The organism is Pseudomonas sp. FDAARGOS_380 (genome assembly GCF_002591235.1).
Lineage (GTDB): Bacteria > Pseudomonadota > Gammaproteobacteria > Pseudomonadales > Pseudomonadaceae > Aquipseudomonas > Aquipseudomonas salmasensis.
Map to the genome: position 1 here is coordinate 4,724,797 of NZ_CP023969.1, position 24,023 is coordinate 4,748,819.

The 24,023-nt window shown below is 61.9% G+C and carries 21 protein-coding genes; 11 read left to right on the top strand and 10 right to left on the bottom strand.

Annotated features, from left to right (window positions below):
- Positions 1 to 48: 48 nt before the first annotated feature.
- From CRN80_RS22215 to CRN80_RS22235, 5 genes are all read right to left on the bottom strand, one after another.
- Positions 49 to 1,164, bottom strand: a complete 1,116-nt coding sequence (locus CRN80_RS22215; RefSeq protein ID WP_098951167.1) for a zinc-binding dehydrogenase — start codon at positions 1,162 to 1,164, stop codon at positions 49 to 51.
- Between the two features lie 27 nt (positions 1,165 to 1,191).
- Positions 1,192 to 1,947 carry an SDR family oxidoreductase gene (locus tag CRN80_RS22220; RefSeq protein ID WP_098951169.1) on the bottom strand — a complete coding sequence of 252 codons (756 nt, stop codon included), beginning with the start codon at positions 1,945 to 1,947 and terminating at the stop codon, positions 1,192 to 1,194.
- A 153-nt stretch (positions 1,948 to 2,100) separates the two neighbouring features.
- Positions 2,101 to 3,108, bottom strand: coding sequence for a substrate-binding domain-containing protein (locus tag CRN80_RS22225; protein WP_098951170.1), 1,008 nt, complete (start codon positions 3,106 to 3,108; stop codon positions 2,101 to 2,103).
- Between the two features lie 34 nt (positions 3,109 to 3,142).
- Positions 3,143 to 4,120 carry an ABC transporter permease gene (locus CRN80_RS22230; protein WP_003191840.1) on the bottom strand — a complete coding sequence of 326 codons (978 nt, stop codon included), beginning with the start codon at positions 4,118 to 4,120 and terminating at the stop codon, positions 3,143 to 3,145.
- On the bottom strand, positions 4,117 to 5,604 hold the full coding sequence (locus CRN80_RS22235; protein WP_098951172.1) for a sugar ABC transporter ATP-binding protein: 1,488 nt from the start codon (positions 5,602 to 5,604) through the stop codon (positions 4,117 to 4,119). The genes CRN80_RS22230 and CRN80_RS22235 overlap by 4 nt, the downstream gene beginning before the upstream one ends.
- A 262-nt stretch (positions 5,605 to 5,866) precedes the next feature.
- On the opposite strand from CRN80_RS22235, the gene rpiB reads away from it, so the two are divergent.
- From rpiB to CRN80_RS22295, 11 genes are all read left to right on the top strand, one after another.
- Positions 5,867 to 6,328 carry a ribose 5-phosphate isomerase B gene (gene rpiB, locus CRN80_RS22240; RefSeq protein WP_044274312.1) on the top strand — a complete coding sequence of 154 codons (462 nt, stop codon included), beginning with the start codon at positions 5,867 to 5,869 and terminating at the stop codon, positions 6,326 to 6,328.
- Positions 6,329 to 6,391: 63 nt separating this feature from the next.
- On the top strand, positions 6,392 to 7,372 hold the full coding sequence (locus CRN80_RS22245) for a sugar-binding transcriptional regulator (protein ID WP_003191835.1): 981 nt from the start codon (positions 6,392 to 6,394) through the stop codon (positions 7,370 to 7,372).
- A 397-nt stretch (positions 7,373 to 7,769) separates the two neighbouring features.
- Positions 7,770 to 9,338, top strand: coding sequence for a TerC family protein (locus tag CRN80_RS22250; protein WP_098951174.1), 1,569 nt, complete (start codon positions 7,770 to 7,772; stop codon positions 9,336 to 9,338).
- 636 nt (positions 9,339 to 9,974) lie between these two features.
- Complete coding sequence (locus CRN80_RS22260) at positions 9,975 to 10,823, top strand: transporter substrate-binding domain-containing protein (protein ID WP_098951176.1); 849 nt, start codon at positions 9,975 to 9,977, stop codon at positions 10,821 to 10,823.
- 52 nt (positions 10,824 to 10,875) lie between these two features.
- Positions 10,876 to 11,538 carry an amino acid ABC transporter permease gene (locus tag CRN80_RS22265; RefSeq protein ID WP_003191828.1) on the top strand — a complete coding sequence of 221 codons (663 nt, stop codon included), beginning with the start codon at positions 10,876 to 10,878 and terminating at the stop codon, positions 11,536 to 11,538.
- 12 nt (positions 11,539 to 11,550) lie between these two features.
- Complete coding sequence (locus CRN80_RS22270; protein WP_034135844.1) at positions 11,551 to 12,213, top strand: amino acid ABC transporter permease; 663 nt, start codon at positions 11,551 to 11,553, stop codon at positions 12,211 to 12,213.
- Entirely contained in the window at positions 12,210 to 12,992 is a 783-nt protein-coding gene (locus tag CRN80_RS22275) for an amino acid ABC transporter ATP-binding protein (RefSeq protein ID WP_098951178.1), read from the top strand. The genes CRN80_RS22270 and CRN80_RS22275 overlap by 4 nt, the downstream gene beginning before the upstream one ends.
- A 14-nt stretch (positions 12,993 to 13,006) precedes the next feature.
- Positions 13,007 to 13,396 carry a RidA family protein gene (locus CRN80_RS22280; protein ID WP_032896881.1) on the top strand — a complete coding sequence of 130 codons (390 nt, stop codon included), beginning with the start codon at positions 13,007 to 13,009 and terminating at the stop codon, positions 13,394 to 13,396.
- A 164-nt stretch (positions 13,397 to 13,560) separates the two neighbouring features.
- Entirely contained in the window at positions 13,561 to 14,325 is a 765-nt protein-coding gene (locus CRN80_RS22285; protein ID WP_003191821.1) for an IclR family transcriptional regulator, read from the top strand.
- A 9-nt stretch (positions 14,326 to 14,334) separates the two neighbouring features.
- Positions 14,335 to 15,543: an amino acid deaminase gene (locus CRN80_RS22290; protein WP_098951180.1), complete on the top strand. Its 1,209-nt coding sequence runs from the start codon at positions 14,335 to 14,337 to the stop codon at positions 15,541 to 15,543.
- Positions 15,544 to 15,687: 144 nt separating this feature from the next.
- A complete protein-coding gene (locus CRN80_RS22295) occupies positions 15,688 to 16,596 on the top strand; it encodes a sugar kinase (protein WP_098951182.1) in 909 nt (302 codons plus the stop codon).
- 118 nt (positions 16,597 to 16,714) lie between these two features.
- Here the strand turns inward: CRN80_RS22295 and CRN80_RS22300 are convergent, their stop codons facing one another.
- The 5 genes from CRN80_RS22300 to CRN80_RS22320 all read right to left on the bottom strand — a co-directional run bounded on the left by CRN80_RS22300 (position 16,715) and on the right by CRN80_RS22320 (position 23,965).
- Positions 16,715 to 16,990, bottom strand: a complete 276-nt coding sequence (locus CRN80_RS22300) for a peptidylprolyl isomerase (RefSeq protein ID WP_003174397.1) — start codon at positions 16,988 to 16,990, stop codon at positions 16,715 to 16,717.
- Between the two features lie 43 nt (positions 16,991 to 17,033).
- Entirely contained in the window at positions 17,034 to 19,571 is a 2,538-nt protein-coding gene (locus CRN80_RS22305) for a PAS domain-containing protein (RefSeq protein ID WP_098951183.1), read from the bottom strand.
- A 138-nt stretch (positions 19,572 to 19,709) separates the two neighbouring features.
- A complete protein-coding gene (locus CRN80_RS22310; RefSeq protein ID WP_098951185.1) occupies positions 19,710 to 21,665 on the bottom strand; it encodes an acetoacetate--CoA ligase in 1,956 nt (651 codons plus the stop codon).
- 127 nt (positions 21,666 to 21,792) lie between these two features.
- The gene (locus CRN80_RS22315; RefSeq protein WP_003191811.1) at positions 21,793 to 22,566 is read right to left on the bottom strand and encodes a 3-hydroxybutyrate dehydrogenase; all 774 of its coding nucleotides are present in this window, start codon (positions 22,564 to 22,566) and stop codon (positions 21,793 to 21,795) included.
- Positions 22,567 to 22,573: 7 nt separating this feature from the next.
- Entirely contained in the window at positions 22,574 to 23,965 is a 1,392-nt protein-coding gene (locus CRN80_RS22320; protein ID WP_003191810.1) for a GntP family permease, read from the bottom strand.
- Positions 23,966 to 24,023 lie beyond the last annotated feature (58 nt).

Here is a 24,023-nt window from a genome sequence, read left to right on the forward strand (position 1 = left end):
TCTTCGCGAGCAAGCTCGCTCCTACAGTAAAAGCGGTTGGGCAAACTTTCAGGGTTCGAGCACAACCTTCAGCGATTTATCGCCGCGCTCCATCACCGCAAACGCTTCCTTGAAATCCGCCAGCGCAAACTTGTGGGTCACCACGTCGCGCATGTCGATCTTGCGGTTGCCGATAAAGTCGATGGCCCTGGGGTACATATACGGGCCCAGGTGCGAGCCGAGAATATCCAGCTCCTTGCGGTCGCCGATGATCGACCAATCCACCGTGGCCTCGTCATTGAACACGCTGAATTCGACAAAGCGCCCCAGCTTGCGCAGCATCGCCAGGCCCTGGTTTACCGCTTTGTGGTGCCCGGTCGCCTCGATATAAATGTCGCAGCCATAGCCATCGGTGATCTCACGGATTTTCGCCAGCACATCCACCTCGGCCGGGTTCCACACTTCGTCGGCGCCCATCCGCAGGGCGAGGGCGGCGCGTTCGGGTTTCATGTCCAGCACGATGAGCTTTTTGGGGTTGCGCAACCGCACCGCGCCGATGATGCCCAGGCCCAGGGTGCCGGCACCGGCGACCACCACGATGTCGTCATGGTCGACGTTGGCGCGCTCCGCCGCGTGCAGCGAGCAGGCCAGGGGTTCGATCAGGATCGCTTCATCGGGGGCGATGGATTCCGGCACTTTGTGGATGATGCCTTCCTTGGTGAAGATCATGTATTGGGCCATGGCGCCCTGCACATTGTTCTGGAAGCCATACAGGTCGTGCTTCTGGCACATCCAGTACTGGCCGTGGTTACAGAAGCGGCAGCCCCAGCACGGCACGATCTGCTCGGAGATCACCCGGTCACCCACGGCCACGCCACGCTTCTCGGCGCCCGGGCCAAGGGCGACCACGCGGCACACGAACTCGTGGCCGGGGATCATCGGTGGCTTCACGTAGCGCGGTTGCTCGGCGTCGCCCCAGAACGACGGCGCGCCGCGATAGGTCTTGATATCGCCCATGCAAATGCCGCACAGCTCGACCTTGGTGAGGATCTCGTCGGGGCCGGGGATGGGCACGTCGACGGTTTCCAGGCGGTAGTCTTCCGGGCCGTGGCAGACCACGGCCTGCATGGTTTTCGGGATGCTTGGGGCGAGTTGTTCAGGTGTGCGTTCGGTGACGGTGGACATGACAAAACCTCACGACATAACGATGAATTACTGAATGCTGTAGCCGCCGTCGATCACCATGTTGGCACCGGTGATCATCTGCGCAGCATCGCTGAGCAGGTACAGCGCCAGCCCGGCGATTTCTTCCGGCTGGGCAAAGCGGCCCGCCGGGATCTGCAATTTGGCCCGCTCACCTACGTCGCCGGCCCAGGCTTTTTTGCCCAGGGCAGTTTCGACGATGGTGGGGGAGATGGCGTTGACGTTCACCTGCGGCGCCCACTCCATGGCCAACACCTTGGTCATGCCGACGATCGCGGCTTTGCTGGCGCAGTAGGCGACGTGACGGTCCAGGCCAATCACGGCGGCCTGGGACGCCAGGTTGACGATGCGGCCGCTGCCTTGGGCGAGCATATGCCTGGCGCAGGCCTGGGCCACGAAGAAACTGGCCTTGAGGTTGATGTCCAGGGTGGTGTCCCAGGCGCTTTCAGTCACCTCAATGGCTTTGTCCAGCAGCACCACACCCGCGCTGTTGATCAGGTAATCCAGGCGTTGGAGGTGGGCGAATACGCGGTCGATGGTGGGTTGTATCTGGCCGATCTGGCCGAGGTCGACGGCAATACCCAGGTGCCCGGCACCCAGGCCGGCGGCCACCTCGACCACGGCCGGGTCGCGGTCCAGCAACGCCACTCGGGCGCCGCGTTCCGCCAGCAAGGTGGCGCAGGCCAGGCCAATGCCGGCGGCGCCACCGGTGATCACCGCGCAACGACCGCTGAGGTCGAAGGCTTGGTTCCAGAAACCAGACATGAATGACTCCCCATACAGATCAAAAGGTAGAACTCGGTCCAATGTGGGAGCTGGCTTGCCTGCGATTGCATCGACCCGGTCTACCTGATGCCCCGAGGTGCCTGCATCGCAGGCAAGCCAGCTCCCACAGTGGACGGTGTTTCAAGCCACTGGCTACTTACCGCCGCTGACTTGCTTGTACAGCGCATCCGCATTGGCATTGGTCACCGGCACCCAGGGCAGGATGTAGTTCTTGGCCGTGCCATCGGCCCATTTCAGGTCCTTGGCATAGCGCTCCCAAATCACCGACTGTGGCTTGTAGTCCTCGCCGGCCAGGGCGCGCAGTGCCACGTCCAATGCGCCTTGAGACTGGGCCTGGGCGTCCTGCAGGAAGGTGGTGACTTCGTCCTTTTTCGCCGCCTGGATCGCATCCGGCATGCCGTCGATAGAGGTCACGGGCACATCCTTGGAAGTGAGGCCATGGGACTTCAGCGCCTGCACGGCGCCCAGGGCCATGTCGTCGTTCTGGGCGATCACGCCGTTGATGCCCTTGGGGTGGGCGTTGAGCCAGTCTTCGGTGAGGGTCATGGCTTGGGCGCGGTCCCAGTTGGCGGTTTTCTTTTCGATGATCTTGATGTCCGGGTGCTTGCCCAGCACTTCCAGCTCGCCTTTTTCCCGGTCGATCTGGGCCGACTGGCCAATCGGGCCCTGGATGATCACCACGTTGCCCTTGCCATTGAGCTTGTCGACCATGGCCTGGGCCTGCAGGCGGCCGCCTTCCACGTCGTCGTTACCCACATACGGCACGCTGGCATCGGCTACTTTCGTATTGGAGGCGATGACCACCACGTCGTTGCTCATGGCGGCCTTGACGGTGCCGACGCCGGCCTTGGTATCAATCGGCACGAACAGAATCGCGTCGTAGCGTTGGGTCACCATGTTTTCGATCTGGTTGTTCTGGGTCAGGGCGTCGTAGTTGCCGTCGAACACGGTCAACTGCACGGTGCCATCCTTGACCGCGGGGTGTTCTTTGAGCTCGCGGACCCAGTTCTGCATGAACTGGCCCTTGAGGCCATAGACGGCCGCGCCGATCTTGTAGGGCTTGCCATCGGCGGCCAGGGCGATACTGCTGGCGAGCAGGGAGAGGGCCGCCGCAGCGGCCAGGGTGGTACCCAGTTTCATAAGTAGAACTCCGGTTATTGTTATGGGTCGTTCTTCAGCGTTTCTTCTTGCGCCACACGTCGATCAGGACTGCGAACACGATGATCAGGCCCTTGGCGACCTGCTGGTAATAGGAGGACACACCGAGCAGGTTCAGGCCGTTGTTGATCACGCCGATCAACAGTGCCCCGAACAAGGTGCCGACAATGCTGCCGGTACCGCCCGACAGGCTGGTGCCGCCGATCACCACTGCGGCAATCGCGTCCAGCTCATAGGAAACCCCGGCCTGGGGCAGGGCAGAGGTGGTGCGTGCCGACAGCACCACGCCGGCCAACCCGGCGAGTAGGCCCGAGACCACGTACACCGAGAACATCACCTTGCGCACGCCAATGCCGGAGGTGCGCGCGCTTTTTTCATTGCCGCCCACCGCGTACACATAACGGCCGTAGGTGGTATAGCGCAGTACCATCCAGAAGATCAGCGCGACCACGGCGAAGATGATGATCGGCACGCCCACCGGGCCGACCTTGCCGATGCCTAGGGCCAGGTAGGTGTCGGGCAGGTCGGTGATCGGGCTGCCGTCGTTGAGGATAAAGGTCATGCCCCGGGCGATACTGAGCATGCCGAGGGTGGCCACGAACGGCGGGATCGACAGGTTGGCGATCATAAAACCATTGACCACGCCGAGCATCGCGCCGGCAAACATCCCCGCGCTGACCGCCGCCAACAGGCCGTAACCCTGGGTGGCGACCATGGCGCTGCACAAGCCGGCGAACGCCAGAATCGATCCCACCGACAGGTCGATACCCTTGGTCAGGATCACGTAGGTCATGCCCACGGCGAGAATGCCGTTGATGGAGGTCTGGCGCAGGATGTCCATCCAGTTGCGCCAGGTCATGAAGTATTCGCTGGAAAACGCCATCACCACGCACAGCAGGATAAACACCAGCGGCAGGCCAAAGCGGTCGAGGGACAGGCGCAGGCGGTTGCGCGGCGCGGCGGTAACGGGGGCGACGATGGTTTTGGCATTCATGAGGCAAGACTCAACAAGGCTTCCTGGGAAAGGGCGGTGTCGGTGCTGATGGTGACCAGCCGGCCGCCTTTGAAGACGGCGATGCGATCACTCAAATGCAGCAGTTCCGGGGCTTCCGACGACACCACAATGGCTGCGCCGCCGGCGCGCACGAACTGGTCGAGCAGGTGGTAGATCTCCTGTTTGGCGCCTTCGTCGATGCCGCGGGTGGGCTCATCGCAGAGCAGGCACACCGGCTCCGTGGACAGGCATTTGGCGAGCACCACCTTTTGCTGGTTGCCGCCGCTCATGGACGCCACCGGCAGCTCCAGGGAGCTGGTCTTGATCTGCAGGCGCTTGACCATCTCCTCGGCCAGCTGTGCTTCCTTGCGCGCATTGATCAGCGACCAACTCGACAGGCGCTTATAGGCCGACAGTGCAATGTTGGACAGGATGCTGCCGGTCAGCACCAGGCCGCTGTCCTTGCGGTCTTCGGTGACCAGCGACATGCCGGCGTCGATGGTTGCCTTGGGCTGCCCGATGGGCATGGGTTTGCCTTGCAAGGTAACGCTGCCGGAGTCCGCCACGGTCAGGCCGTAGATGCAATTGAGGAATTCACTGCGCCCGGAACCCATCAGCCCATAAATGCCGAGGATCTCGCCACGGCGCAGGTGCAGGCTGATGTCGTGGAATTCACCGTTGCGGCTCAGGTGGTCGACTTGCAGGCAGGTGCTGGCCGCGCATTCGCGGCCCACCTTGTGGTCGATGCGCGTCAGTTCCTGGCCGACAATGCCGCGCACCAGGTGGTCGCGGTCGATATCGGCCATGCGCCCGCTTTCCACAAAGGCGCCATCACGGAAGATGCTGTAGTCATCGGCGATCTGCGCCAGTTCGCTCAGTCGATGGGACACGTACACGATGCCGGCACCGCGTGCGGTAAGGCGGCGAATGGCCTTGAACAGGGTTTCGGCCTCGCGCTCGCCGATGGCCGAGGTGGGCTCGTCCATGATCATTACCTGGCAGTCATGGCTGAACGCCTTGGCGATTTCCACCAGTTGCATCTGCGCCACGCTCAAGCGGTGCATGGGGCTGGTGGCGTCGACGTCGAACTCCAGGCTTTCGAGCAGTTCACGGGTGCGGCGGTTGAGGGCCTTGCTGTCGACGATGCAACCGGCGCGGCGCGGTTCGCGGCCCAGCCAGATGTTTTCGGCGACGGTCATGTAGGGGATGGGTTCGAGCTCCTGGGTGATCATCGCGATCCCCGCGGCCAAGGCTTCACTTGGCCGATTGAACTGCACCGGTGCGCCGTTGAGCAGAATGCTGCCAGCGTCACGCTGGGTGATGCCCATCAGGATGCCCAGGAAAGTCGACTTGCCAGCACCGTTGCCGCCGCACAGGGCGTGGACGCTGCCAGCGCGCAGAGCAAGGCGCCCGTCACGCAGGGCAGGCACCCCGGCATAAGCCTTGGCGACGTGTTCAGCCTGGAGCAGTAATGGCGTGGCCATCGGCGTGTCCTCGTGCTGTGAATTCTTATTAGGTCGCACAGTCATGTTTCGCTGTGATCATATGTGTATCAAATGAAATTCTGATCAGTCAATCTCTTTCACTTGAAAGGTGTGATTCTCATCTGTGATGCGATTATTGCCTTTATATGGGGCTTTGACTGACGGGTCAGTTAAATCTCGCTTGACAGGAAGGGGCGAATGCTTGCGAAATGCGTGAGAGATATTTCACTAAATGATCATTTGATCAGTGGAGTTTGGCGCCATGAACACACCTTTTCCGGTGGCTATCGGATGTGATGAAGCGGGTTTTGAGCTCAAAGAGCTGTTGAAGCGCCATATCGAGGGGTTGGGGTACCCAGTGACCGACTTCGGTACGCATTCCATGGCGCCGGTGCTGTACCCGGACATTGCCCTGGCCGTGGCCACTGCCATCAATGCCGGGCAACAGCGCCTCGGCGTGCTGGTGTGCGGCACCGGAATAGGCATGGCCATCTCGGCCAACAAGGTGCTGGGCATCCGTGCGGCCCAGGCCCATGACACCTATTCGGCGGAGCGGGCGCGCAAGAGCAACGATGCGCAAATCCTCTCCATCGGTGCGCGAGTCATCGGCGCGGAGTTGGCCAAAAGCATCGTCAGCGCGTTTTTGGCCTCGGAGTTCGAAGCGGCGCGGTCCGGGGCCAAGGTCGAGCGCATCAATGCGATTGAGCGCGATGGGCATCAGTAGTGGACGGCGCGGGGCAAGAGTCGGGAGAATGCGCCTTTGACGCCGAAACGGAAGCCCGTCCCCATGAGTGACAGTACCCAGCGCATGGCCAGTGATATCGATCAGATGACCGAAGTGGCGATGCTCTATTACCTTGAGAACGTCACTCAGGAGGCCATCGCCAAGCGCTTTGACCTGTCGCGGGCCAAAGTCAGCCGCCTGCTCAAGCGTGCGCGCGATGAAGGGATTGTCGAGGTGCGCGTGTTGCAGCATCCGGCGATGAACAACGAGCTGGAGCGGGCGTTGGTAGAGCGCTTCAAGCTCGACCGCGCCTTGATCGCCGTCGACCACAGCGACCCCGACACCCAACGCTCGGCGGTCGCCAGCCTGGTGGCCAACTACCTCAACAAGACCCTGGGCGACGGCATGATCGTGGCCGTGGGCATGGGCCGTAACGTCGGCGCGGTGGCCGACAACGTGTTTCTGCCGGTGACCCGCAACTGCACCTTCGTGTGTGCCATCGGCGGTTCGCTCAAGGCCGGCGAGTACATGAACCCTGACCACATCTGCCGACGCCTGGCCCTGCGCTTTGGTGGCGAGAGTGAAAGCCTGTACGCCCCGGCCCTGGTGGCCAACCCCGAGCTGCGCGGGGTGCTGATCAACAACGACACGGTGCGTTCGACCCTTGACCGCGCCCGGCGTGCCGATATTGCCCTGATCGGCATCGGCGACATGAGCGAGAACAGCAACATGGTGCGCATGGGCTGGTTCTCGCCCCAGGAAATCGCCCAGGCGCGTTTGTCTGGCACCGTGGGCGACATGATGGGCTATGACTTTATCGACATACACGGCCAGCCGGCGGTCAACGCCATCCAGGGGCGCGTGATCGGGTTGACGGTGCAGGAGCTGTTTCGCATCCCGGATGTGGTGGCGATTGCCAGTGAGAACACCAAGGCGGCGGCGACCCTGGGGGCGTTGCGCTCGGGCGTGATCAATACGCTGGCGACCACCGTCACCAATGCCCACACCATCTTGGCGCTGGATGATGCCACTCGCAAAACCTGATGAGTCGTCTATCTGGCAGGGGGGGGCAGGCTTTCTGTGGGAGCTGGCTTGCCTGCGATTGCATCGACCCGGTCTACCTGATGCACCGAGGTGCCCGCATCGCAGGCAAGCCAGCTCCCACAAGAGTTGCTGTGCTTCTGATAGCGGTTTACAGGTTTTGTAATAGTTTTGCGCTGTGGGAAATTTGTATTTCGAATGTAGGATTCAAGTCCTTTTGTCATTTCAGGACTTGCATGAACACCCTCTCGGAGCCTCCCAGTCGTCTTTCCCCAAGACCACCGCTGTCGCTGTTTCCGCTCAAGCACCCCGTATTCCGTCAACTAACCTTGTCCCGGTCTTCTGACCGCACTTTGCCGTGCCTGGCGTTCTGAACCCTTTAAAGACAGAGAATTTATAAATGGAATGGTTAGCGGATCCCACGGCCTGGCTTGGCCTTGCGACCTTGATTGTGCTGGAACTGGTGCTGGGTATCGACAACCTGGTGTTTATCGCGATCCTGGCAGACAAGTTGCCGCCGGAGCAGCGTGACCGTGCGCGGTTGATCGGCTTGTCCCTGGCGCTGTTGATGCGCCTGGGCCTGTTGGCGAGTATTTCCTGGTTGGTGACCCTGACCCAGCCGCTGTTCGAGGTGTTCGACAAGAGCTTCTCCGGGCGTGACCTGATTATGCTGTTCGGCGGTATATTCCTGCTGTTCAAGGCCACCATGGAATTGCATGAGCGCCTTGAAGGCCATGTGGCGCAACACAAGGGCAACGTCGCTTACGCAATGTTCTGGCCGATCGTCGCGCAGATCGTGGTGCTGGATGCGGTGTTCTCCCTAGACGCAGTGATTACCGCTGTGGGCATGGTCGACGAGCTGGCGGTGATGATGATCGCAGTGATCGTGTCCATCGGCCTGATGATCGTGGCGAGCAAGCCGCTGACCCGTTTCGTCAATGCGCACCCGACCGTGATCATGCTGTGCCTGGGCTTCTTGATGATGATCGGCTTTGCCCTGACCGCCGAAGGCCTGGGCTTCCATATTCCCAAGGGCTACCTGTACGCGGCCATTGGTTTCTCGATTCTGATCGAGGTGTTCAACCAGATCGCCCGCGCCCGTCGCAAGAAATCGGCCCAAGGTGTGTTGCCAGTGCGTGAGCGTACCGCCCATGCGGTGATGCGCTTGTTGGGCGGTCGCAGCCTGGCGGTGGAAGAGGTGGGTGAAGAGGTCGCCGACCTGCTGGGTGAGCCGGATGCTGCGCAGGGCCCGCTGTTTGACCGACGTGAACGGGTGATGATCAGCGGCGTGCTGCAACTGGCCGAGCGGCCGATTCGCACCCTGATGACCCCAAGGGCCAAGGTTGACTGCATCGACCTGGCGGACGACCCCGAGGCGACCCGTCTGAAACTGATGCATTCGTCCTACTCGCGTCTGCCGTTGATCCGTAACGGTGCAGTGGATGAGCCCCTGGGTTTTGTGCACAAGAAGGAACTGCTCAAGGAGTACCTGGCCGGCAACGAGCCGAACCTGGAGCACCTGGCGCGTCGTGCGATCAACCTGCTGGAGAGTTTTTCGATCCTCAATGCCTTGGAGCAGATGCGCCAGGAGTCCACCCACATCGCCTTCGTGATCAACGAATTCGGCGACTTCATGGGGGTGTTGAGCATGACGGATATCCTGGAGTCCATCGCCGGTGAATTGCCCGATGCCAGCGAAATCGAAGGGCCGGACATTGTCGAGGACGGCGAAGGTTTCCGTGCCAATGGTGCCTTGAACCTTAATCTGGTGCGTCAGCGCACGGGCTTCAAGGCGGTGGCGACCGAGGATTATCAGACCTTGGCGGGTTTGGTGATGAGCCTGCTTGACCGCCTGCCGGTGGTGGGCGATAGCCTGGAGCATGAAGGCTGGCGTTTGACGGTGGCTGAAGTGGAGGAGCGTCGAGTGACGCAGGTGCACTTGCGCCCTTGCTCAGGTCATATCGGTTGAAGATGTCCTTCACGTACTGCTCTTGTTCTTCAAGAGGGCCGAAGCCTTTGTGTTTTTGTTCCAGGGCGCCCTTCAGGTAGATCAGCAGCGTCGGGGTGCCTGTCACGTCAGGGTGCCTCGGCGTATGGGCGCAGTCGAGTAACAGGCTGACGATCCACGGATGCTTCCACGCGGTCTGTTCGAATAAATGGCATGCCTGCGCGCAAGCGGGGCATTGCTCTGAAAAAAACAGAATAAACACTGGGCGGGGCGTGTTCAGCACCCATCCAAACTCTTTGGCGCTGGAAATTCTGCGCGTGGCGACTCCCATGTCGATCCCCCTGCCTGCCGTGTTGGTTTTTGCCCACGCTAGGCCAGTGGGTTGTCACCGTCTACTGTCAACCTTCACAGGTGCGGGGCACTTCGAGGCGACCCGTCTGGGTGCGGCGTAACACCCTTGTGGGGCGTTGCGTAGCACAGCCCTACGATGACGGCGCAACGCTGCTTACCGCTCCAATCACTATCTCCCTGATCCCTAACGCATTTCTTGCCCCCATAGGTTTCCTCCGGCGTCTGTGGCACACTTTCTGCTGTCTATTCCGTTGTTACATACCAAGTTCCGGTATAGCGGAATACACAATCCCTGGAGTGCTTGTCATGCATCACCGACCTTCCGTATTCAAAGCGTGTGTTTTTCTTGTCGCCTCATCGGCTTGCCTCGCCAGCGTGGTGCAGGCGGCGGACAGCAAGCTTGATGATGTGCTCAAGCGCGGGCACTTGATCGTAGGTACAGGCAGTACCAATGCGCCGTGGCACTTCCAGGGAGCGGATGGCAAGTTGCAGGGATTTGATATCGACATCGGCCGCATCGTGGCCAAAGGCTTGTTCAATGACCCGAGCAAGGTGGAGTTTGTGGTGCAGTCGTCCGACGCACGCATTCCCAACCTGCTCACCGACAAGGTCGACATGAGCTGCCAGTTCATCACCGTTACCGCCAGCCGCGCACAGCAAGTAGCCTTTACCCTGCCGTACTACCGTGAAGGCGTCGGCCTGCTGTTGCCCAACAACAGCAAGTACAAGGAAATCGAAGACCTGCAGGCGGCGGGCGATGACGTTACCGTGGCCGTGCTGCAGAACGTGTATGCCGAAGAGCTGGTGCATCAGGCGCTGCCCAAGGCCAAGGTCGACCAGTACGACAGCGTTGATCTGATGTACCAGGCCGTGAACTCAGGCCGCGCCGATGCCGCCGCCACCGACCAATCCTCGGTCAAATACCTGATGGTGCAGAACCCCGGTCGTTATCGCAGCCCCACTTATGCCTGGAGCCCGCAAACCTACGCCTGCGCGGTCAAGCGCGGCGACCAGGACTGGCTGAACTTCGTCAATACCGCGCTGCACGAAGCCATGACCGGTGTGGAGTTCCCCACCTACAAAGCGTCGTTCAAGCAGTGGTTCGGCGTGGACCTGCCAGAACCGGCGATTGGTTTTCCCGTGGAATTCAAGTGACCCGCAACAATAGGGGCGTGCTTGAGCGCGCCCCCTTCAGGTGCTGCTGACCATGAACTATCAGTTGAACTTTGCCGCCGTCTGGCGTGATTTCGACACCTTGCTGGCGGGGCTCGGCCTGGGGTTGCAGTTGGCGTTGCTGTCGATCGCCATCGGCTGCGTGATCGGCCTGTTGATGGCGTTTGCCATGCTCTCCAGGCACCGCGCGCTGCGTATTTTTGCCTCGGTGTACGTGACGGTGGTGCGCAACACCCCGATCCTGGTGTTGATCCTGTTGATCTACTTCGCCTTGCCCTCCCTGGGTATTCGCCTGGATAAGATCCCCTCGTTCATCATCACCTTGTCGCTGTATGCCGGTGCCTATCTCACCGAAGTGTTCCGCGCAGGCCTGGTGAATATTCCCAAGGGTTTGCGTGAAGCCGGCCTGGCCATCGGCCTGGGCGAGTGGCGGATCCGCGCTTACATCACCGTGCCGGTGATGCTGCGCAACGTGCTGCCGGCGCTGTCGAACAACTTTATCTCGCTGTTCAAGGACACCTCCCTGGCCGCTGCGATCGCGGTGCCGGAGCTGACCTATTACGCCCGCAAGATCAACGTCGAAAGCTACCGGGTGATTGAAACCTGGCTGGTCACGACCGCGCTCTACGTGGCTGCCTGTTACCTGATTGCCATGCTGCTCCGTTACCTGGAACAGCGTTTGGCTATCCGTCGCTGAGGAAGGGTCCCCATGTACGAATCCCCCAGTTGGCTGCATGAATTGTGGATTGCCCGCGAGACCCTTTGGGCTGGCTTCCAGGCCAGTGTGGCGGTCTCGGCGCTGGCGATTGTCTTTGGCACCCTGATCGGCATCGTCGCCGGGCTGATCCTGACCTACGGCAAATTCTGGATGCGCGCGCCGTTCCGTCTGTACGTCGATTTGATCCGTGGCACGCCGGTGTTTGTGCTGGTGTTGGCGTGTTTCTACATGCTGCCGGCCCTGGGCTGGCAAATCAGTGCGTTCCAGGCCGGTGCGGTTGGGCTGACCTTGTTCTGTGGCTCCCATGTGTCGGAAATCGTGCGCGGCGCGCTGCAAGCCATTCCCCGTGGGCAATTGGAAGCAGGCAAGGCGATTGGCCTGACCTTTTACCAGTCCCTGGGCTACGTGCTGTTGCCCCAGGCGCTGCGGCAGATCTTGCCGACCTGGGTCAACTCCTCCACGGAAATCGTCAAGGCCTCCACGTTGCTGTCAGTGATCGGCGTGGCGGAATTGTTGCTCAGTACCCAGCAGGTGATCGCGCGTACCTTCATGACCCTGGAGTTCTACCTGTTCGCCGGGTTTCTGTTCTTTGTCATCAACTACGCCATCGAATTATTCGGGCGCTACATTGAAAAGCGGGTGGCCTTGCCATGAACCAAGCTCAAACCAACCCAGCGCTGCTGGACATTCGTGGCCTGCGTAAACAATACGGCCAGGTGGAAGTGCTCAAGGGCGTCGACCTGTCCATGCAGCGCGGCAATGTGGTGACGTTGATCGGCTCCAGCGGCTCGGGCAAGACCACCTTGCTGCGCTGCGTGAACTTGCTGGAGGAGTTCCAAGGCGGGCAGATCACCCTGGATGGTGAGTCTATCGGCTACAGCGATGTCGGCGGCAAGCGCGTACGCCACCCGGAGCGGGTGATCGCCCAGCACCGTGCAATGACCGGCATGGCGTTTCAGCAATTCAACCTGTTCCCGCACTTGACCGCGCTGCAGAACGTTACCCTCGGCTTGCTCAAGGTCAAGAAGATGAGCAAGGATGAGGCGGTAGCCCTGGCCGAAAAATGGTTGGACCGCGTCGGCCTGCTGGAGCGCCGTAATCACTTTCCCGGCCAACTGTCCGGCGGCCAGCAACAGCGTGTGGCGATTGCCCGGGCCATTGCCATGAACCCCAGCCTGATGCTGTTCGATGAAGTCACCTCGGCCCTCGACCCGGAGTTGGTGGGCGAAGTGCTCAGCGTGATCAAGGGGTTGGCGGAGGAGGGCATGACCATGTTGTTGGTCACCCATGAGATGCGCTTTGCCTATGAGGTCTCGGACCAGATCGTGTTCATGAACCAGGGCCGCATTGAAGAGCAGGGCAGTGCGAAGGACATCTTCGAGCGGCCGCGGTCGCCGCGCCTGGCGGAATTTCTCAAGAACATTCGTTTTTAACAAGGAGCAACTTTATGAGCATTACTCGTTACGGCACCGGCAGCACCGCAGGTGGCGGCCAGCCACGCCCGTTCGCCCGCGCTGTGGAAGCCGATGGCTGGCTGTACGTGTCGGGCCAGGTACCTGCGGTGGACGGTGAAATCATCAATGGCGGCATCATCGAGCAAACCCGCCAGACGATGCGCAACGTGGTGGCGATCCTCGAAGAAGCCGGCTACGAACTCAAGGACGTGGTACGGGTGGGCGTATGGTTGGAAGACCCACGGGACTTCTGGAGTTTCAACAAGGTGTTCGGCGAGTACTTCACCCCGGAACACGCCCCGGCGCGCGCCTGCGTGCAGGCCAACATGATGGTCGATTGCAAAGTCGAGATCGATTGCGTGGCCTACAAGAAAAAGGGCTGAATACCCACTTTAAACCCACGACAAATCAATTGTGGGAGGGGGCTTGCCCCCGATAGCGGTGTGTCAGTCAAAAATGTATTCACTGACACTCCCTCATCGGGGGCAAGCCCCCTCCCACAGGGGAATTGTGTCGTACCCAACAACTTGACGGGGCCAGAACCGCCATGACCGAAGACACCATCAAACGCCGCGCCAAAGGCCTGGACCGTGCGTTCGATATCCTCGATTTTCTCAAGGAAATCGGCCAGCCCCTGCGCCCGAATGATATTGCCAGCGGCATCGGCAGCCCCAAATCCACGGTCTACGAACTGGTGGCGTCGTTGCTGGAGCGGCGCATCCTGGAGACCGTGGGCAAGGACGGCCACGTGTACCTGGGCCGTCAGCTGTATTTCCTCGGCCAGGCACACTTGCGCCACTTCGACCTGACCCGCGAGGCCGACCACGCCTTGCAGGAGATCGTCAGCCAGACCCACGAAACCGCGCAGATGTGCCTGCTCAACGGGCGCAAATACACGGTGGCGCTGATGCGCGAGGGCCAGCGGCATTTCCGTATTTCTTCGGATATCGGTGAAAACGCCCCCATTCCCTGGACCGCCTCGGGGCGCTTGTTGCTGGGGCATTTGAGCGATCAGCAGATCGTCGACCTGATCGATCCCGACGACTTCATCCTGCCGGACGGCCTGCGCCTGCCGCTGGACACTTTCCTGGCGCAGATCCGCCAGGCCAGCCTGGATGGGTTCTTCTCCTTCGACAGTGTGGCCGACACCTTCACCCATTGTTTTGCCGCCCCGGTGCGCGATGCCCAGGGCATCAGCATCGCGACCCTGTGCATCGTCGCCCCCCGGGCCGATGCCAGCAAAAACTACCACGACTATCGCCGGGTACTGATCGACAGCGCCAACAGCCTGGCCCGGCGCATCAACGAATAGGAGTTTTCCATGTCTGCCCTCAATGCCGTTGAAAAAGGTGCCGCCGCCGTCGGTGCCCATGTGGTTCGCGATGTCAGCCTGCCGGCCCTGGTGCTGCACCGCGACGCCCTGGAACATAACATCCGCTGGATGCAGGACTTTGTCCGCAGCAGCGGTGCCGAGCTGGCGCCCCACGGCAAGACCAGCATGATGCCCGCGTTGTTCCAGCGCCAGATCGCGGCCGGGGCCTGGGGCATCACCCTGGCTACCGCCGTGCAGACCCGCGCCGCCTACGCCAGCGGCGTGCGTCGTGTGCTGATGGCCAACCAGTTGGTGGGCGCGCCGAACATGGCCTTGATCGCCGACCTGCTGGCCGATAAGGATTTTGACTTCCATTGCATGGTCGATCACCCGGACAACGTTGCCGACCTGGGCCTGTTCTTCGCCGCCCGTGGCCAGCGCCTTAACGTGATGATCGAGTACGGGGTGGTCGGTGGCCGCTGCGGTTGTCGCAGCGAGCAAGAAGTGCGTGAGCTGGCCAAGGCGATCCAGGCCCAGCCGGCATTGGCGTTGACCGGTATCGAGGGTTACGAAGGCGTGATCCACGGCGAGCATGCCGTCAGTGGCATTCGCGACTTTGCCGCCAGCCTGGTGAGCCTGGCGGTCGAGCTGCAAGACAGCGGCCTGTTCGACCTGCCCAAGCCAATCATCACCGCATCGGGCTCGGCCTGGTACGACCTGATCGCCGAGTCGTTCGAAACGCAGAACGCCGCCGGCCGCTTCCTCAGCGTGTTACGCCCTGGCAGTTACGTGGCCCACGACCATGGCATCTACAAAGAAGCGCAGTGCTGCGTACTCGAACGCCGCAGCGACCTCAACGAGGGCCTGCGCCCGGCAATGGAAGTCTGGGCGCATGTGCAGTCGTTGCCGGAGCCTGGTTTTGCGGTGGTTGCCCTGGGCAAGCGCGACGTGGCCTACGACGCCGGCTTGCCGGTGCCGCTCAAGCGCTACAGGGCCGGGATTGTGCCGGCGCAAGGTGATGATGTGAGCGGGTGCAAGGTCACGGCGGTGATGGACCAGCATGCGTTCATGACCGTGGCGCCCGGGGTTGAATTGCGTATTGGCGACATCATTTCCTTTGGTACGTCCCACCCTTGCCTGACCTTTGATAAATGGCAGGTGGGGTGCCTGGTGGATGAGCAGTTGCAGGTGGTTGAGTCTCTGCGTACCTGCTTCTAGACCGCGTCGCGGCTATCGCAGCGATGCGGCGACCCGACAAGCCAGCTCCCACATTCGACTGCATTCCTCCAGTTGGAGTAGGGTCAAGTGTGGGAGCCGGGCTTGCCCGCGATGGGGCCCTCCAGCACACCAGAGAACTCTGCCATGAACACCCACCCCCACATCGCCCTCATCGGCGAATGCATGATCGAACTGCAACACCGCGCCGACGGCAGCCTGCACCAGAGCTTCGGCGGCGACACCCTGAACACCGCGGTGTACCTGCGCCGCGAACTGGGCGATGCCGGCAGCGTTGACTACGTCACCGCCCTGGGCGATGACAGCTTCAGCGATGCCATGTGTGAGCATTGGCACGCCGAAGGCCTTGGCCTGGGGATGGTCCAGCGCCTGCCTGGGCGCCTGCCGGGCTTGTACTGCATCCAGACTGATGCCCAGGGCGAACGTAAATTCCTCTACTGGCGCAACGAAGCGGCCGTGCGCGACTGCTTCACTACGCCGGCCGCCGAGCCGGTCCTGGCGGCTTTGCCGGGCTATGACGTGGTGTATTTGAGCGGTATTACCCTGGCGGTGCTGGGAGATATCGGACGTGAGCGCTTACTGCAGGTGCTGATCGAAGCCCGCCAGCGCGGGGCCAAGGTGGTGTTCGATAACAACTACCGGCCGCGATTGTGGGCCGATGTGCAAACGGCCCGTGAGGCGTATCGCAGGGTGCTGGCCGAGGTGGACATTGCCTTGCTCACCGAGGATGACGAACGCGCGTTGTTTGGTTATGAGGATAGCGAGCAGGTGTTCGCGGCGTACCCGTCGATTGCAGAAGTGGTGCTCAAGCGCGGAGCGGATGCGTGCCTGATTCGTTGCGCGGGGGAGCGCTTTGCGGTGCCGGCGTTGAAGGTGGAGAAGGTGGTGGACACCACGGCGGCGGGGGATTCGTTCAGCGCGGCGTATTTGGCTTGTCGGCTCAAAGGTGGCTCGCCGCAAGAAGCTGCCTCGGCGGGGCATCGGTTGGCGAGCCGGGTGATTCAGGTGCCGGGGGCGCTGATCCCCCGTCACTGATCGTTCCCACGCTCCGCGTGGGAAGGCAGCCCGGGACGCTCCGCGTCCCAGAAGTGGACGCAGAGCGTTCAGTGAGGCATTCCCACGCAGAGCGTGGGAACGATCGGAAGCAGCCCCATCAATCGCGGTAAAACACCTGCACCAGGTGATACCCAAACTTGCTCTTGATCGGCCCGTGCACCACCTTCACCGGCTTCTTGAAGATCACCGCATCAATGGCCCCCACCATCTGCCCGGGCCGCACTTCGCCTAGGTCACCGCCGCGCTTGCCCGACGGGCAGGTGGAGTACTTCTTGGCCAGCACATCAAAGGCTTCGCCCTTGGCAATGCGCTGCTTGAGTTGTTCGGCTTCTTCGCTGGTTTTCACCAGGATATGACGGGCTTGGGCTTTCATGGGGCTCTACCAGCTGTGCGACGGCGCGCGATTATGCCTGAACTCAGGTCTCGGCGCCGATCATGCTACGGATTTTGTTGGCCAACAGGTCAATGGAAAAGGGCTTGGCGACCATGTCCATGCCGTCTTCCAGGAACCCCTGGCGCTCGGCGGCTTTCTCGGCATAACCGGTCATGAACAGCACGCGCAGGCCGGGGCGATGCTGGCGGGCGATTTCCGCCAGTTGCCGGCCGTTCATGCCGGGCAGGCCAACGTCGGTCACCAACAGGTCCACACGCAAATCCGACTCCAGCAACGGCAGCGCCGCACGCGCATCCGCCGCCTGGTGCGCGGTGTAGCCCAGTTCGTCGAGCACATTGACCACCAGCATACGCACCGCCGGGTCGTCCTCGACCACCACCACCGCTTCACCGGCCAGGGCCACGGGTGCTTCGGTCAGGCTGGTGGGCAGGCTGCTTTCCAGCGCCGTGCCATACAAACGCGGCAGGTACAGGCGCACGCAGGTGCCCTGGCCCGGTTCGCTCTGGATGGTCACGTGGCCGCCGGACTGCTGGGCAAAGCCGTAGATCATCGACAACCCAAGGCCAGTGCCTTGGCCGATGGGCTTGGTGGTGAAGAACGGGTCGAACGCCTTGGCGAGGATTTTCGGCGCCATGCCGCTGCCGTTGTCGCTCACGCCCAGCATCACATAATCGCCGGCCTTGACCGGTTCCAGGGTGGTGATGTCGGTGCCGTCCAGGTAACTGTTGGCGGTTTCGATCAGCAGCTCGCCGCCGTCGGGCATGGCGTCGCGGGCGTTGATCACCAGGTTGAGCAGGGCGTTTTCCAATTGGCTGGCGTCAGTGTTCACCGGCCAGATGTCTTTGCCCAGTTGGACCTTGAGCTCGATATGCGCACCCTTGGTGCGCCGGAACAGGTCTTCCAGGGACGCCACCAGTTGGTTGGGGTCGGTAGGGCGACGGTCCAGCGACTGGCGCCGCGAGAACGCCAGCAGCCGGTGGGTAAGGGCGGCGGCACGATGGGCGGAGGACACGGCGGCATCGGCAAAGCGGCCGATATCGTCGCTGCGCCCGGCGGCAATGTAACGCTGCATCAGGTCCAGGCTGCCGATGATGCCGGTGAGCATATTGTTGAAGTCATGGGCGATACCGCCGGTGAGCTGGCCGACCGCTTCCATCTTCTGCGCATGGCGCAGGGCATCTTCGGCCCGTTCGCGCTCGAACATCTCGTTTTGCAGGCGCTGGTTGGCCTCGGCCAGCGCCTGGGTGCGCTGAGCCACGCGTTCTTCAAGGTTCTCGTTGAGGTGGCGCAGAGCCTCTTCGGTGAGCTTGCGTTCGGTCTCGTCGATCACAAAGATGTAGAAACCATTCACCGAGCCGTCATTGCTAAAGCGCGGCAGGTACTTCATCAACGCATGGCGCGGGCGGCCATCGCGATGAGGCGTCACCGTCATGAAGCTGCACGCCTTGCCCTTGAGCGCGGCGGCGATCTTGTCTGCGCGCCCGGCATACACTTCGTCGCCGAGCACTTCGCGGATGGTCTTGCCGTACAGTTCCTGGGGCGTCTTGCCGTACCACTCCAGGTAAGCGCTGTTGTTGAGGCGAAAGCGCTGGTCGTGGTCAACGTAGCCGATCAATACGGGCATGGCGTTGATGATCAGTTGCAGCTCGGTCTGGCTCTGGCGCAAGGCCTGCTCGGTGTTTTTGCGCTCGGTGAGGTCCAGCGCGGCGCCGAGGAACCGCGCCGGCCTGCCGTGATGATCCTTGTAGCAGCGGCCACGGGCGAACACCCAGCGCACCTGGCCATCGGCCTGTTGCAGGCGGTATTCCTCGGCGTACTCGGTGCCATGGGTGATGCAATGCTTGATGCTGCGCGTCACCGTGCCCCGGTCTTCGGGATGCACGCCGTGCAGGTAGGCGCTGATGGGCAGCAGGCTTGAATCGTTGGGGTCGACGCCATGCAGGTAGGCGAAATGGGCGTCGGCAATGAAACGGTCTTCACCGATATCCCAATCCCAGGTGCCCACCGCGTCGGTGGCTGCTAATGCGAGTTGCAGGCGTTGCTCGGTGTTGTGCTGGGCCTTGAGGCTTTCTTCGGAACGCTGTTGCAGTTCGAGGGTTTTACTGCGCCGCTCATTGGTTTCAATGGCTGTGACCAGAATGCCGGCCACCCGGCAGCTTTCGTCGCGCACCGGGCTGTAGGTCAGGTCCAGCCAGATTTCGGTATCGCAGCCCTGGCGGTGCAGCACAAAGCGTTGCTCGCTGAAGGTGCGCACCTGGCCGCCGAGCACCGCGTCGTAGACCGGCGCGGCGAAGCTTTCAAGCTCCGGCCAAGTGTGGTGCGCCGGCTGGCCCAGGGCGCCGGGGTGTTTGCTGCCAATCAGGTGGGCAAAGCCATCGTTATAGAGTTGCGTGAGCTGCGGGCCCCACAGCAGCACCATCGGCATGGGCGAATGCACGACGATATCGACGGCAGTGCGCAGGCTTTGCGGCCACTCACTGGCCTCACCGAGTGGGCTTTGTGCCCAGTCCAGCCGCTTGATCAACGCAGCGGCTTCGCTACCGGTGGATGTTCCATTCATAAAAAGCCCTGAGCGTGACGCTTTGAAAAATGACAACACCTATTGTCCCAAGGAACGACAACGGGTGACTACCCCCGAAAAATAGCATGCCTTGAGGGTTTTTCTTCAAAACGCTGCGTCAACGCTGAAACCTTTCATCTAATCGGCCAGCTCAGCCCTGTCGCGAAATTGCTCCAGCGCCTGGGGGTTGGCCAGGGCATCGGTGTTTTTAACCGGCTCGCCATGCACCACATTGCGCACCGCCAATTCGACGATTTTGCCGCTGATGGTGCGGGGGATATCCGTGACAGCGAGGATCTTCGCCGGCACGTGGCGCGGTGTGGTGTTGGCGCGAATCACCTGGCGGATCTGCTGTTGCAGCGCCTCGTCCAGTTCGATCCCGTCCTCCAGGCGTACAAACAGCACCACGCGCACGTCGTCCTGCCAACGTTGACCGATGGCAAGGCTTTCCAGCACCTGCGGGATTTTATCCACCTGGCGATAAATCTCGGCGGTGCCAATACGCACGCCGCCGGGGTTGAGCACCGCGTCGGAACGCCCATGAATCAACAGGCTGCCGTTGGCGCGTTGCTCGGCATAGTCGCCCTGGGCCCACACGCCGGGGAACTGGCTGAAATACGAAGCGCGCAGTTTTTGCTGCTGCGGGTCGTTCCACAACCCGATGGGCATGGCAGGGAAATGCCGGGTGCACACCAGTTCGCCTTTCTCTGCGACCAGGGGCCGGCCCTGGTCGTCCCACACTTCGATGGCCATGGCCAGGCTCTTGCACTGCATCTCACCGCGCCGCACCGGCAGCACCGGGTTGCCGATCACAAAGCAGGAGACAATGTCGGTTCCGCCGGACATCGACGACAGGCACAACTCAGCCTTGATCTCGCGGTACACGTAGTCGTAACTCTGGGGCGACAGTGGCGAGCCAGTGGAAATCAGGCCCTTGAGGCTGCCCAGGTCGTGGCTCAGGCGCGGTTGCAGCCCGGACTTTTCCAGGGTGGCGAGGAATTTGGGGCTGGTGCCGAACACGCTGATTTTTTCCGCATCGATCAGGTCGAGCAAGCGTTCGGGGCCGGGGTGGAACGGCGAGCCGTCGTACAGCACCGCGGTGGCGCCGATCGCCAGTACCGACACCAGCCAGTTCCACATCATCCAGCCGCAGGTGGTGTAGTAGAACAGGTAGTCATCGCGGTTCAGGTCGGCATGCAGGCCGTGTTCCTTCAGGTGCGTCAGCAATACGCCGCCGGTGCCGTGGATGATGCATTTGGGGATGCCGGTGGTGCCGCTGGAATAAAGGATATACAGCGGGTGATCGAACGGCACCGCGACAAATTCCGGTTCGCCACAGGCTTTGTAGAAGTCGTCCCACAGCGCGACGTGGGCGTGGGTGGTGTAGTCCCCAGCCTGCGCTTCGGGCTTGGCGTACGGCACGATGATCAGCTGTTGCAGGGAGGGCAGGCGCTCAAGGATTTCATTGAGCTTGGCGCTCTGGTCGATGCGCTTGCCGGCATAGCGGTAGCCTGCGCAGGTGATCAGCACCTTGGGCTCGATCTGGCCGAAGCGGTCGATGACGCCCTGGGTGCCGAAGTCTGGCGAGGAGCACGACCAGATAGCACCGAGGCTGGTGGTGGCGAGCATGCCCACCAGGGTTTGCCAGGTGTTGGGCATACACGCGGCCACCCGGTCACCCATGCCGACCCCGGCCGCCCGCAGGCTTTTTTGCAGGCCGGCAACGTGCTCTGCCAGTTGGGCATAGCTCAATTGTTCGCGTTGGCCGTCTTCGCTGACAGCCACCACAGCAGGGTGATCATCGCGGCGGCGCAACAGGTGTTCGGCAAAGTTCAGGGTGGCGCCGGGAAACCAATGGGCGCTGGGCATCTCGACGTCTTCGATCAGGGTGACGCTGGGCGGGCTGCGAAACTGCACGTCAAAGAACGCGACAATCGCCTGCCAGAAGTCCGGGCGCTGGTCGATGCTCCATTGGTGCAGGGCGGGGTAGTCGTGGAGCTGTACGCCGTGCCGTTGGTTGATGAAGCGGCGGAACTGGTCCATGCGCGTGTTGGCGATGCGTTCCGGGGAGGGTTGCCAGAGGATGTCGGACATAAGCTGCCTCTTCTCGTTCCCACGCTCCGCGTGGGAATGCCTGACTGGACGCTCTGCGTCCGCTTTTGGGGCGCGGAGCGCCCCGGTCTGCGTGCCCACGCAGGGCGTGGGAACGATCATCACGGGTTTACTGGGCCAGCCAGCCGCCATCGATGTTCCAGGCCGCGCCGCGCACCTGGGCACCGGCTTCACTGCACAAGAACAACACCAGCTCGCCCAACTGCGACGGCGTCACAAACTCCAGTGACGGCTGCTTCTCCGCCAGCAGATCCTGCTGTGCCTGCTGTGGGTCGACCCCGGTGGCCACACGATCATCAATCTGCTTCTGCACCAGTGGCGTCAGCACCCAGCCCGGGCAGATGGCGTTGCAGGTCACATTGCTGGTGGCGGTTTCCAGGCCCACCACCTTGGTGAGGCCGATCACCCCATGCTTGGCCGCCACATACGCCGCCTTGCCCACTGAGCCGACTTGCCCGTGCACCGAGGCGATATTGACGATGCGCCCCCATCCCTTGGCCTTCATGCCCGGCAAGCTCAGCCGAGTGCTGTGAAACACCGAGGACAGGTTGATGGCGATGATCGAGTCCCAGCGTTCCACCGGAAAGTCTTCCACCGCCGCCACATGCTGGATGCCAGCATTGTTGACCAGGATGTCCACGCCACCGAACTCGCGCTCGGCGTAGGCGAGCATGTCGGCGATCTGCGCGGGGTCGCTGACGTCGGCCGGGTGGTGCCCGACCTTGCCGCCAAACGCCTGCACCTGGGCGATCACCGCGCTGGCGTCGCCAAAGCCGTTGAGAATCAGGTTGGCGCCGGCCTTGGCCAGGCTCAGGGCTATCCCTAAGCCGATGCCGCTGGTGGAGCCGGTGACCAGGGCGGTCTTGCCATTCAAAGTCGTCATGAAAACCTCACACAATGCCGGTGGCGTAGAAAGTACCGATCACCACGAACACCGCGAGGGTCTTGATGATCGTGATACCAAAAATGTCCTTGTAGGCTTCGCGGTGGGTCAGCCCGGTGACCGCCAGCAAGGTGATCACCGCGCCGTTGTGGGGCAGGGTGTCCATGCCGCCGCTGGCCATGGCCGCGACCCGGTGCAGCACCTCAAGGGGGATATTGGCCGCGTGGGCGGCTGCAATAAAGCTCTCGGACATCGCGGCGAGCGCGATGCTCATGCCCCCGGAAGCAGAGCCGGTGATACCGGCCAGCAAGGTCACGGTGATCGCTTCGTTGACCAGCGGGTTGGGGATGCCCTTGAGCCAGTCCGCCAGTACCAGAAAACCCGGCAGCGAGGCGATCACGGCGCCAAACCCATATTCCGAGGCGGTATTCATCGCCGCCAGCAATGCACCACTTACCGCGCTTTTACTGCCTTCGGCCAGCTTGCTCTTGATCGCCGAAAAGCCGAACACCAGCACCACGATAATCCCCACCAGCAACGCTGCCTGCACCGCCCAGATCGCGGTTAGCTTGGCGATTTCGGTGGTCACCGGCGCGCTCATGCCCGGCAGGCTGAGGCTGTGGGTCTTGCCGTACCACTGCGGGATCCAGTGGGTGAACAACAGGTTCATCACCCCCACCAGGATCAGCGGCGACAGCGCGAGCCACGGGTTGGGCAGGCTCAGGTTGTCGGCGGTTTCCGGCTCATTGCGCAACTCGGTGCCATAGCCTTCACCGGCACGCTGGGCCTTGTTGCGCTGGCGTGCGAGGTAGAGCATGCCGGCGCAGAACACGAAGATCGTACCGATCAGCCCCAGCCACGGCGCCGCCCAGGCGGTGGTGTTGAAGAAGGTACTGGGGATGATGTTCTGGATCTGCGGCGTGCCGGGCAGGGCGTCCATGGTGAACGAGAACGCACCAAGGGCGATGGTTGCCGGGATCAGGCGCTTGGGGATATTGCTCTGGCGGAACATCTCGGCGGCAAACGGGTACACCGCAAACACCACCACGAACAGCGACACGCCACCGTAGGTGAGCAGGGCGCAGACCAGCACGATCACCAGCATCGCCTGGCGCGTGCCGAGCAAGCGGATCGCAGCGGCCACGATCGAGCGCGAAAACCCCGACAGCTCAATGAGCTTGCCGAACACCGCACCGAGCAGGAAGACCGGGAAATACAGCTTGATAAAACCGACCATCTTTTCCATGAACACCCCGGTAAAGGCAGGGGCGACGGCGGACGGGTCGGTGAGCAGCACAGCGCCAAGGGCGGCGATGGGGGCGAACAGGATAACGCTATAGCCACGGTAGGCGGCCAGCATCAGCAGCGCGAGCGCGGCCAGGGCAATGATCACACTCATGGTGTGTCTCCATCGGATTGTTATTGTTGTGGGTGACGCTTTGGGAGGGAGCTATAGC

Bases quoted from the DNA above. Each gene is read 5' to 3' on its own strand.
- CRN80_RS22285 (WP_003191821.1), top strand. From the start codon at position 13,561: ATGACCGAAGACACCATCAAACGCCGCGCCAAAGGCCTGGACCGTGCG.
- CRN80_RS22245 (WP_003191835.1), top strand. From the start codon at position 6,392: ATGAGTGACAGTACCCAGCGCATGGCCAGTGATATCGATCAGATGACC.
- CRN80_RS22315 (WP_003191811.1), bottom strand. From the start codon at position 22,566: ATGACGACTTTGAATGGCAAGACCGCCCTGGTCACCGGCTCCACCAGC.
- CRN80_RS22320 (WP_003191810.1), bottom strand. From the start codon at position 23,965: ATGAGTGTGATCATTGCCCTGGCCGCGCTCGCGCTGCTGATGCTGGCC.
- CRN80_RS22220 (WP_098951169.1), bottom strand. From the start codon at position 1,947: ATGTCTGGTTTCTGGAACCAAGCCTTCGACCTCAGCGGTCGTTGCGCG.
- CRN80_RS22280 (WP_032896881.1), top strand. From the start codon at position 13,007: ATGAGCATTACTCGTTACGGCACCGGCAGCACCGCAGGTGGCGGCCAG.
- CRN80_RS22230 (WP_003191840.1), bottom strand. From the start codon at position 4,120: ATGAATGCCAAAACCATCGTCGCCCCCGTTACCGCCGCGCCGCGCAAC.
- CRN80_RS22290 (WP_098951180.1), top strand. From the start codon at position 14,335: ATGTCTGCCCTCAATGCCGTTGAAAAAGGTGCCGCCGCCGTCGGTGCC.
- CRN80_RS22225 (WP_098951170.1), bottom strand. From the start codon at position 3,108: ATGAAACTGGGTACCACCCTGGCCGCTGCGGCGGCCCTCTCCCTGCTC.
- CRN80_RS22305 (WP_098951183.1), bottom strand. From the start codon at position 19,571: ATGAATGGAACATCCACCGGTAGCGAAGCCGCTGCGTTGATCAAGCGG.
- CRN80_RS22235 (WP_098951172.1), bottom strand. From the start codon at position 5,604: ATGGCCACGCCATTACTGCTCCAGGCTGAACACGTCGCCAAGGCTTAT.
- rpiB (WP_044274312.1), top strand. From the start codon at position 5,867: ATGAACACACCTTTTCCGGTGGCTATCGGATGTGATGAAGCGGGTTTT.
- CRN80_RS22300 (WP_003174397.1), bottom strand. From the start codon at position 16,990: ATGAAAGCCCAAGCCCGTCATATCCTGGTGAAAACCAGCGAAGAAGCC.
- CRN80_RS22310 (WP_098951185.1), bottom strand. From the start codon at position 21,665: ATGTCCGACATCCTCTGGCAACCCTCCCCGGAACGCATCGCCAACACG.
- CRN80_RS22215 (WP_098951167.1), bottom strand. From the start codon at position 1,164: ATGTCCACCGTCACCGAACGCACACCTGAACAACTCGCCCCAAGCATC.
- CRN80_RS22295 (WP_098951182.1), top strand. From the start codon at position 15,688: ATGAACACCCACCCCCACATCGCCCTCATCGGCGAATGCATGATCGAA.
- CRN80_RS22260 (WP_098951176.1), top strand. From the start codon at position 9,975: ATGCATCACCGACCTTCCGTATTCAAAGCGTGTGTTTTTCTTGTCGCC.
- CRN80_RS22250 (WP_098951174.1), top strand. From the start codon at position 7,770: ATGGAATGGTTAGCGGATCCCACGGCCTGGCTTGGCCTTGCGACCTTG.
- CRN80_RS22275 (WP_098951178.1), top strand. From the start codon at position 12,210: ATGAACCAAGCTCAAACCAACCCAGCGCTGCTGGACATTCGTGGCCTG.
- CRN80_RS22265 (WP_003191828.1), top strand. From the start codon at position 10,876: ATGAACTATCAGTTGAACTTTGCCGCCGTCTGGCGTGATTTCGACACC.
- CRN80_RS22270 (WP_034135844.1), top strand. From the start codon at position 11,551: ATGTACGAATCCCCCAGTTGGCTGCATGAATTGTGGATTGCCCGCGAG.